The organism is Mesorhizobium sp. M7A.F.Ca.CA.004.06.1.1, assembly GCF_003999135.1.
Taxonomy (GTDB): Bacteria; Pseudomonadota; Alphaproteobacteria; order Rhizobiales; family Rhizobiaceae; genus Mesorhizobium.
Genome location: NZ_RZPQ01000203.1, coordinates 1 through 8268, shown reverse-complemented (window position 1 = coordinate 8268; position 8268 = coordinate 1). Strand labels below are relative to the sequence as shown.

Genomic DNA, 8268 nt, shown 5'->3' with positions numbered 1-8268 from the left:
CACGCATAATGCTGTTGCCAATGACGAGAAGCTGAAGAAGGCCTGTCCGGCGCTTTCCCATCTGGCATCGCTGATCGGCGATCCGGCGGTGCGCCACAAGGGAACGATCGGCGGCTCGATCGCCAACAACGATCCGGCGGCCGATTATCCGGCGGCGCTGCTGGCGCTGGGCGCCACCATCATCACCAACAAGCGCGAGATCGCTGCCGACAAGTTCTTCAAGGGCCTGTTCGAGACCTCGTTGAAGGACGGCGAAATCGTCACCGCCGTCACCTTCACCGCGCCGGCCAAGGCGGCCTATGAAAAATTCCGCAATCCGGCATCGCGCTACGCCATCGTCGGCGTGTTCGTGGCCAAGGGCAAGGATGGCGTCAGCGTCGCCGTCACCGGTGCCGGCGACGACGGCGTTTTTCGTTCGAAGGAGATCGAGGCAGCATTGGCCAAGAATTTTGCGGCCTCGGCACTCGAAGGGGTGAAAGTGCCGGCGAAGAATTTGATGACCGACATCCACGCCTCGGCCGACTATCGCGCCAATCTGATCACGGTGATGGCCAAGCGCGCGGTGGCTGCCGCCAACGCCTGACACGATCCGTTGTGGACACGGAGAAGGGGTCATGCGGCCCCTTTTCCTTTTGTGGCGACCTGTAGTTGCCCAAACTTTTGATGGAATCGCCCCCGCACCAATCGTTTGCCTGAGCAATTTCTTCCGCCGACACTTCACCTGGAACTGCACCGGCGGCAATCTCGCACTTGCACAAATCCATATTGCACTGCAATATGGATTTGGGCGGGAATGCGAGCCGGGTTCGAAATGTCGTGCCCTTTCGCATGCCTATTTGCGAGAGGATCGGCATGACCGACATTTCCGCGACGCATGTCGTTCCGTCCCGATCCGCCGCCGACAGATCAACCAGAACAAGACTGGCCTATCTCGACGGCTGGCGCGGGCTTTCGATCGCACTGGTGCTGATCGGCCATTTCTTTCCGGTTCCGGGAATCAATCTTGGCGTGCTGGGCGTCGAATTCTTTTTCGTGCTCAGCGGCCGGCTGATGGGCGAGATCCTGTTCATCGAACGCTACCCGCTGAAAAAATTCTTCAAACGCCGCTTCTCCCGCATCTATCCGGCTCTTCTGGTCTTCGTAGTCGTCGCGATGATTGCGCTGTCCGGCACATTCATCGCCTTCAAATGGAAGGCGGCGCTGACGGCGCTGACATTCACCTACAACTATGCCGGCATTCTCGTGACGCGGGCAGGGGCGCTCGACCATATCTGGTCGCTCTGCATCGAGGAGCACGCCTACATCATCCTGGCGCTGATCAGCGTCATCGTCTCAAGTCGCTCTCGCGTGGTTGTGCTGCTCCTGGCGCTGGCCTTGCTGGCCATGGCCAATGGCGCGGTTTCGTACTGGGTCTTCGGGATGGACTACGAAACCACCTATTGGCGCACCGACGTGCACATCGCGTCGATCCTGCTGTCGGCTTCGATCTGCCTGCTGAAGGCCGACGGCATGCTGCCGGCGTTTTTGAGAGGCAAGCATGTGGCCCTGGTGGCGACGTTCTGTGCCGTTGTCCTGTTCCTGGATCAGGTGCCGACGCCGATCCACTATCTCTTCGCGGTGCCGCTGCTGGCTCTGGCCGTCAACGCACTCGATTTCAGCCCACGGTATATTTCCGGATTGCTGTCCTCCTGGCCGATGGCGACGCTGGGTCTGTGGTCGTACTCGCTCTATCTGTGGCAGCAGCCGTTCTACAAATTCGTCTATGAGCAAGGCGTCATGCCGATGCCGATGCTAGCCGCAGTCTTCGCTTGTGCGGCCTGCAGCTACTACCTCATCGAGCGCCCGGCGCGCGAATGGCTCAACCGCAACTGGTGAGCAACAGGGCGTTCAGGCCGTCTTGCGGCGCGCCCGCCCTCTCTATGCCTGCAGCGATCTGACGTAATAGCGCACTGCTTTCTTACCGCCATGGATCACTGCGTCGCCGGCCTCAGTGAAGCCAAGGGCGGCGTGAAAGACATCCGAGGCAGGGTTCGGCGGGTCGGTGTTGACTTCGCAGGTGACCAGATTGTAGCCGGCGCGCTCAACATGGCCGAACAGATCCTGATAGAGCCGGCGGGCATGGCCTCGGCCGCGCGCGTGCGCCGCCACGACAACCCGGTCGACATAGACGAAGCGCTCGTAGCGTTCGCGAAACCAGAGGAAATTCGGGCTGTCGTAGCGGGCGTCCTGGTCGAAGGTCATGATGAAGGCTTCGAGATCGCCGATGCGCCTGGTGTAAAACGCTTCGCCAAGCAGGAAGGACAGCCGCTCAGCCTCCAGCCACGACAGTTCTGCGGCATGCTCGTTGTTGAGCGCCAGGATCGCCGCTTCGTCTGCGGCCGATACACGGGCTATCGGGGCAGGGGTCGAGGTCATGCCTTGGCTGCCGCGATCGTTGCCGCCACCAGTGATGTGTCGGTGAGCGTGTTGCGGTATTCGCGATCGAGATCGGAACCACCCATGCCGACATGGGGATTGCGGTAGTCCATGGCACTCGGCACATCCTTGAGGGCGGCAAAATGCATTTCGGACAGGCCGGTTTTGCTGCGCACTTCGGCAATGTTGTGCAAATCCAGTCCGCCGCAGCCGAGGATGACGATGCGCTCGCCGGCCTGCCGCACCAGATCCGCCAACAGCGGCAAGCCTTCGATAGCAGTGTCACGCTGGCCGCTGGTCAGCACGCGGCCGACCTTGCTGCGGATCAGCGATTCGAGCGCCTCGGCCGGGTCGCGCGTCATGTCGAAGGCGCGATGACAGGTGACGTTCAAGGGGCCGGCCGCCTGCGTCAGTTCGCTCATGCGCGCCTCGTCCATGGTGCCATCGGCGTTCAGGCAGCCAAACACCACGCCGGGCACGCCGAGTTCGCGCAATGCCGAGACATCGGCCAGCATCGAGGCATATTCGGTCTCACTGTAGAGAAAATCGCCGCCGCGTGGCCGCACCATGACGTGAAACGGCACACTTGCCTGCTCGAGGGCGGCGCGGACCGTGCCGAGGCTCGGCGTGATACCGCCTTCGATGAGGCTGGCGCATAGTTCGACCCGGTCGGCGCCGGCGGCTTGCGCCGCGAGAAGGCCGTCAATGCCTTCGACACAGATTTCGATCAGCGGAAGGCGGAGAGCTTTGGTCAAGGGGCGATCCAGTCCATGATTTCCCGCCAGCCCTAGCACCGGGCCGGTCGCAGCGAAAGCGCGAACAGCCTTCCGCCTTCGGGCACGGACTTAGCGGTTATTGGCGCAATTCCGTATTCTTCGCGCCTTGCTCGACCTGATCGATCACAAGAAGCTTCACCTCGACATCCCCGATATTGGTGGCCTGATGCCACTGGCCGATCATTTCGATGATGAAATCGCCAGCCTTGTAGGTGTTGCTGATGCCGGTCTCGACATTGGTGACCTTCAGCGTGCCGGCCTGGACATAGGCGTAGCGCGGAAAGGGGTGCCTGTGGACCGGCAAGGTCGCGCCCGACGCGATGTCGTAGGTCGAGACCAGCACCTGCACGCTCTTCTGCGGCAACGTGATCGGTTGGCCGGACGCGGTCGTCGTGCGCGACGCAAGAGGTGTCACGACGACAGGCGTGCCGCTGCTGTCCAGCGCGCGGGCCGGGTTCGCGGAAAAGGCCACCGCGAGCAGCAGTCCGGACATCAAAATTTTTCGCATGATTCGCTCCACCCCTGGCGTCAACATCGCGCAGTGGCCAGCAGCACGCAAGGCAGCGCCTTGGGCACCTGCCTGCCGGCCAAAAATATTTTTGACGTCCCTCTTGAAGGAAAAAAACACGATTACCAGATCGTTTTCCGTCGAGGCTTCGGCTCGACATACTGGCGTCGCAGCGGCGCTGCGACAGCCTCGTAACCCATGTTGCTTCACGGAGGATATGGCTATGAGAAGTTCTGATTATACCCCTCTTTACCGCACAACGGTCGGCTTCGACCGTCTCTTCGATATGCTCGAAAAAAGCGTGCGCTCTGACTGGCCTCCCTACAATATCGAGAAGATTGGCGAGAACGACTATCGCATTACGATGGCTATCGCCGGCTTCGCTCTCGATGAGGTCGAACTCATGCAAAACGGCCCCGAATTGTCTGTCATCGGCCAAAGGAAACCCGACCAGGAAAATCGGGAGGTCCTTCATCGCGGCTTGGCGACGGGCAACTTCAAGCAGGTGTTCAAACTTGCCGACCATGTAAAGGTCAAGGCGGCCAACCTCGAGAATGGCTTGCTGTCGGTGGACCTGATCCGCGAAGTGCCCGAGGAACTCAAGCCTCGGCGCATTGAGATAGGGTCCGAAGCCAAAGCGGTTTCGCTCGAGCAACCCGGCAAGAAGCAGTTGATCGATTCGGATGCGGAGCCCCAGCGCGAGGTCGCCTGATTCCTGGAACCTGGATCTACGGTCCGCCTCCCGGTTCGGCCGGGAGGCACAGTTCGCGGAGAATGGAGATGAGAACCGAAGCCTACAGTTTTCACCAACCTGAACCGAAATATCTTGCCGCGGAATCCGCTGAGTTGCGGACGCCGGATGATGTGCTGAACGAGGAGACGATGACGATCGGTGCAAAGCGGGCTTTGCTCGCTTTCTGGGCTTCCGACGTTCATGCGGTTCCTGACAATCCCGCGTTGCGGCAATTGGACAACGGCGCCATCGTTGAAGTCAGTGACATACTCCGCGCGCTCCACCTCCTGGACGAATCCGGGCGGGAACCGCGTTTTTCAATGTTGCCGTCAGCCGTCAGCCTGTCTTTCGACCGGCGCCGCAGGAAGAGCCGTCTCGGTTGGATGCGGCACCCCTGGCGAGATGACGACGATGATCCGCCGCCAATCCCGGCCTTTGCAACGGTGCCGCCCGGGCGTGGAGGTGGCGGCATGTTGGCCGAGCCGGAGCATGCAATCGCATGATTTCCCGAACCACAACAACCCACCGTGCCGAATGGAGGATTACATGAGTGACAGGACGTTCGACCAACCGGTCCTGGTCAAGAATGGCGAGTTCATTCAAGAAATAGGGTGCCTCGACGACGCGTTCGACTTCTTTGACGAGTGGCCAAGGGAACGGCGGGGTCCGATTTTCGAGACGGCCTTTCGAGCCTGCCAGCGTGCTCACGACGGCCAGGTTCCGCTGACGGTGGCGCGCGATGCCGTCGCCGGCTTCGCAAGATCCGTCAAGATCCTGCAGGACCCGCTTGCTCAGTTTCCTTGGATGGACGGCACAAGGTCAGGTCGCGGTGGGGTTACCGCTTAGCCTTGATAGGGGCGGCGCTACCAGGATGGCCGGGCCTGCATCGTCGTTTTCACATCGCTACAAGGTGATCTGTCCTACCAGTTCACCTTGTAGCGGGGCGGCTCGATCGTTTGTTCGAACTCCTGGTGCGGTTTTTGGCGACTGGCTAGGTCAGCCTCGCAACAGTCAGCGCTAATATAATGTTCGAAGCGTCGCCACAGGAGGTTCAATGGTTTCCGCTATCGCAAGTCAACATCCGCATGTCCCGGAAAAACAAACGGCAGTGGGGAAGCCGCAAACCGGCGAAGGATTTTCGCCGGGCCGCAGCACGGACGCCGTGGGACATCTGGCCAAAATCATGGTTGCCGCAGGCGGCGATATGGATGCTGGCGCGCAAGGCCGCGCGGCATCCAAGATTGCCAGGATGGACATCACGGTTCTGACCGCACCACCCGTAGAAACACCAACAGAGTAAGATATGCTCGTTCGGGCGCCTCCGCGCCGTCATCAGCGGCGTGGGCCGCTCTCGCGGATTACGCCACGGCTCTCAGCGGAGGCTCCGCCATCGTCCCCAGGCCGTCGCATTCCGCGCAGGCGCCCGTCTTTCCGGGGCAGCCGCCCCGATGGGTTCCCTGCGGGCAGCAGTGCCCGTTTGACGCGTGCCACTTGGAGCAGTCGAAAACCCTGCCGCTGCCATGACAGCGCGGGCATTCCATATTCGATGAAATCATACCAATTCTTGCCCAACCCAAACGCACTCGCCCTGCGCCGCAAGTAACAGGAATCATTGCGCTTTCAAGCACATCGCCCTGACTTAAATTGGGGGGATCGACGGATGGCCGGCATCGATGGCGAGCTATTGTTGCGCCGTAATCAGGTTCCCCGTGAAGACCTTGCTCGCCACAAGCCGCGTTGGGCATTGGCCGGCAACAATAGGCTGCGCCGGCTTGTCCCGTTCGTTCTCGGCGGTGACAGCAACTGCGTCATCGGGCTGCGCGTTGGCGGCCTGTGTGGCCGTGGACGCGAAGAGCACCGTCTGGGTGATGAGAGCGGAAACTGCGGCAACCTGGACCAGCACGGCGGCGAGGGCGATCTTCTTCAGCATGCGAGAAAACGCTCTTCGATGTTCCCGGTTCCCCACGCATTCAGGTTTTCTGCTCGCTACGGAACAAGAGACCGGCAGGGCGGTTAACTCGGTTATGCCGAGCAAGATCAAAGAGCCACCATCGACGCCCGCACCGGAGAAGGTACCTGTGCAACGCCGGGACAAAGAAGCCCCGCCCGAGCTTGAGCATGTCGACCCGCCACCCCGAGATGTGCGAGAGGCACCGGCACCCAACCGAACGGCGACAAGAGATAAGATCGCCGAGATCGCAGCAAGGCCTTATGCCTGCTCGCGCGAACCTTCCCGATGCCGCGGCGTCATCGAGAGCGCTGGACAGCGGCGCCAGGTCAAGTTGAGAATCAACCTGCTGACCACGATTTTGCAGACATGCCATAGATCAGCCCCTATGGGCGACCTGACCGTCTCAAGGGCTTGAAAAATTTGGCTCCCCGGGCCGGATTCGAACCAGCGACCAACCGGTTAACAGAGGGTTTCCAATGTGATTTTCTGGATCAGCGTGCGACAGCCTGAATTTCTAAAAATTCTTTGAATAACAATAAATTAGTGTTTCATCCCGTCGCGACCTGTCGCAGCCGGTATCGACAAAGCGCGTGGTTTTATGTAGATCATTCTGTAGATCACTTATGGGCCCGGGCAACCGGTTGTAGCAAGATTGGTCGCTGGACAGATGCCGAAACTCGAACTCACCGACAAATTCTGCCAGGCTGCCAAGGCCGGCTCCGGCCGAAAAGCCGACTATTTCGATACGACCGTCAAAGGTCTTGTGCTGCGCGTCTCGGCGGGTGGGCAAAAGACCTGGTTCGCGGTTTACGGGCCGCCCGACAAGCGGCAATGGTTGAAGCTCGGCACCTATCCCGAGACACCGCTCGGCACCGACAAGGGCGCTCGCCAGAAGGCCAAGGACACTCGTGCAAGCGTGCAAGAGGGCGGCGACCCTGTGGCCGCCAAGAAAGCGCACGCCGCCTCGATGACCGTCTCTGATTTGGTCGAGAGCTATCTCACCCGCCGGGCATCATCGCGGCGGTCGGTCGATGAGATCGCGCGCCGGCTGCGCAAGAATGTGTCCGGCTATGACGCTGACGGAAAGAAGGTCGAGAAGGCATCATCTGGGTGCATCGGCGAGGTGAAGCTCGCGGACCTGCATCGTCGCGACATCACTAAGGCGATCGACGCGGTGAAGGACCGGGGCGCGGCCGTCGAGGCAAACCGGGTGTTCGAGGACATTCGCGCCATGATCCGATGGGGGCGCGGTCGTGGCGATCTGGACAACAACTTGACCGAAGGTATGGCTAGGCCGACCGAAACGGTCGAGCGCGACCGCGTGCTGACGGCCGACGAGATCAAGACGATGTGGGCGGCCTTGCCCGAAGCCGACATGCGGGAAAGCACCCGCCGCATTCTGCGCCTGTGCTTGGTTACCGGACAGCGTGTTGGCGAGATCGCCGGCATGGAGCACGGCGAACTGGACTTGACACGCGACCTTTGGACGATACCAGCCAGGCGCGCGAAGAACGGCCGCGACCATATTGTCCCGCTGTGCGAAATGGCAATCCGGATCATCGGCGATCAGATCGCAGACGTGAAGGCGCTGTCGGAGCGCAAGGGCAGGGCGGTACCGCCTTTCGTTTTTCCTGGACCGGGCGCCCGTGCAGCAGTCACCGGCGCATCTGTCCCGAAGGCAGTGAAGCGAGAAGAGATCAGCAAGCGCGGCGTAGCGATGATCATGGGCATTGCACCGTGGACGCCGCATGACCTTCGGCGATCTGCTGCGACGGGCATGGAAGAAATCGGCATTTCGCCGTTCATCGTCGGGCATGTGTTGAATCACGTTTCGGCGACCAAGAGTACGGTCACGTCGCGGGTATATGCGCGCTACGACTATATG

The 8268-nt window shown here is 60.8% G+C and carries 11 protein-coding genes; 7 read left to right on the top strand and 4 right to left on the bottom strand.

The genetic code is table 11. From position 1 onward, the window contains the following. Both EN906_RS14545 and EN906_RS14540 read left to right on the top strand, forming a co-directional pair. Positions 1–583, top strand: a 583-nt coding sequence (locus EN906_RS14545) for an FAD binding domain-containing protein (RefSeq protein WP_127375230.1), incomplete at its 5' end; no start/stop codon positions are given. Positions 584–852: 269 nt separating this feature from the next. Further along, positions 853–1875 (top strand): acyltransferase, encoded by a 1023-nt coding sequence (locus EN906_RS14540; RefSeq protein WP_127268337.1) that lies wholly within the window; start codon positions 853–855, stop codon positions 1873–1875. Between the two features lie 42 nt (positions 1876–1917). Here the strand turns inward: EN906_RS14540 and EN906_RS14535 are convergent, their stop codons facing one another. From EN906_RS14535 to EN906_RS14525, 3 genes are all read right to left on the bottom strand, one after another. Then, positions 1918–2415, bottom strand: coding sequence for a GNAT family N-acetyltransferase (locus EN906_RS14535; protein WP_127268338.1), 498 nt, complete (start codon positions 2413–2415; stop codon positions 1918–1920). Further along, positions 2412–3170, bottom strand: a complete 759-nt coding sequence (locus tag EN906_RS14530) for a copper homeostasis protein CutC (RefSeq protein ID WP_236383344.1) — start codon at positions 3168–3170, stop codon at positions 2412–2414. Before EN906_RS14530 ends, EN906_RS14535 begins: the two co-directional genes overlap by 4 nt. A 97-nt stretch (positions 3171–3267) precedes the next feature. Next, entirely contained in the window at positions 3268–3699 is a 432-nt protein-coding gene (locus EN906_RS14525; protein WP_127268342.1) for a cupin domain-containing protein, read from the bottom strand. Positions 3700–3922: 223 nt separating this feature from the next. Here EN906_RS14525 and EN906_RS14520 point away from each other — a divergent pair, with 223 nt between their 5' ends. The 4 genes from EN906_RS14520 to EN906_RS14505 all read left to right on the top strand — a co-directional run bounded on the left by EN906_RS14520 (position 3923) and on the right by EN906_RS14505 (position 5732). Continuing rightward, positions 3923–4411, top strand: coding sequence for an Hsp20 family protein (locus EN906_RS14520; RefSeq protein ID WP_127268343.1), 489 nt, complete (start codon positions 3923–3925; stop codon positions 4409–4411). A gap of 68 nt (positions 4412–4479) precedes the next feature. After that, the gene (locus EN906_RS14515; protein WP_127268339.1) at positions 4480–4935 is read left to right on the top strand and encodes a hypothetical protein; all 456 of its coding nucleotides are present in this window, start codon (positions 4480–4482) and stop codon (positions 4933–4935) included. Between the two features lie 43 nt (positions 4936–4978). After that, positions 4979–5278 carry a DUF982 domain-containing protein gene (locus EN906_RS14510; RefSeq protein ID WP_127268340.1) on the top strand — a complete coding sequence of 100 codons (300 nt, stop codon included), beginning with the start codon at positions 4979–4981 and terminating at the stop codon, positions 5276–5278. Between the two features lie 208 nt (positions 5279–5486). Beyond that, entirely contained in the window at positions 5487–5732 is a 246-nt protein-coding gene (locus EN906_RS14505) for a hypothetical protein (RefSeq protein WP_127272080.1), read from the top strand. A gap of 381 nt (positions 5733–6113) precedes the next feature. Here EN906_RS14505 and EN906_RS14500 read toward each other — a convergent pair whose 3' ends face one another. Then, positions 6114–6362 carry a hypothetical protein gene (locus EN906_RS14500; RefSeq protein WP_127272210.1) on the bottom strand — a complete coding sequence of 83 codons (249 nt, stop codon included), beginning with the start codon at positions 6360–6362 and terminating at the stop codon, positions 6114–6116. Between the two features lie 688 nt (positions 6363–7050). Between EN906_RS14500 and EN906_RS14495 the strand changes: the two genes are divergently transcribed. Continuing rightward, positions 7051–8268: site-specific integrase (locus EN906_RS14495; RefSeq protein WP_164777177.1), on the top strand; the 1218-nt coding region annotated here is incomplete at its 3' end.

Bases quoted from the DNA above. Each gene is read 5' to 3' on its own strand.
- EN906_RS14540 (WP_127268337.1), top strand. From the start codon at position 853: ATGACCGACATTTCCGCGACGCATGTCGTTCCGTCCCGATCCGCCGCC.
- EN906_RS14535 (WP_127268338.1), bottom strand. From the start codon at position 2,415: ATGACCTCGACCCCTGCCCCGATAGCCCGTGTATCGGCCGCAGACGAA.
- EN906_RS14525 (WP_127268342.1), bottom strand. From the start codon at position 3,699: ATGCGAAAAATTTTGATGTCCGGACTGCTGCTCGCGGTGGCCTTTTCC.
- EN906_RS14520 (WP_127268343.1), top strand. From the start codon at position 3,923: ATGAGAAGTTCTGATTATACCCCTCTTTACCGCACAACGGTCGGCTTC.
- EN906_RS14515 (WP_127268339.1), top strand. From the start codon at position 4,480: ATGAGAACCGAAGCCTACAGTTTTCACCAACCTGAACCGAAATATCTT.
- EN906_RS14510 (WP_127268340.1), top strand. From the start codon at position 4,979: ATGAGTGACAGGACGTTCGACCAACCGGTCCTGGTCAAGAATGGCGAG.
- EN906_RS14505 (WP_127272080.1), top strand. From the start codon at position 5,487: ATGGTTTCCGCTATCGCAAGTCAACATCCGCATGTCCCGGAAAAACAA.
- EN906_RS14500 (WP_127272210.1), bottom strand. From the start codon at position 6,362: ATGCTGAAGAAGATCGCCCTCGCCGCCGTGCTGGTCCAGGTTGCCGCA.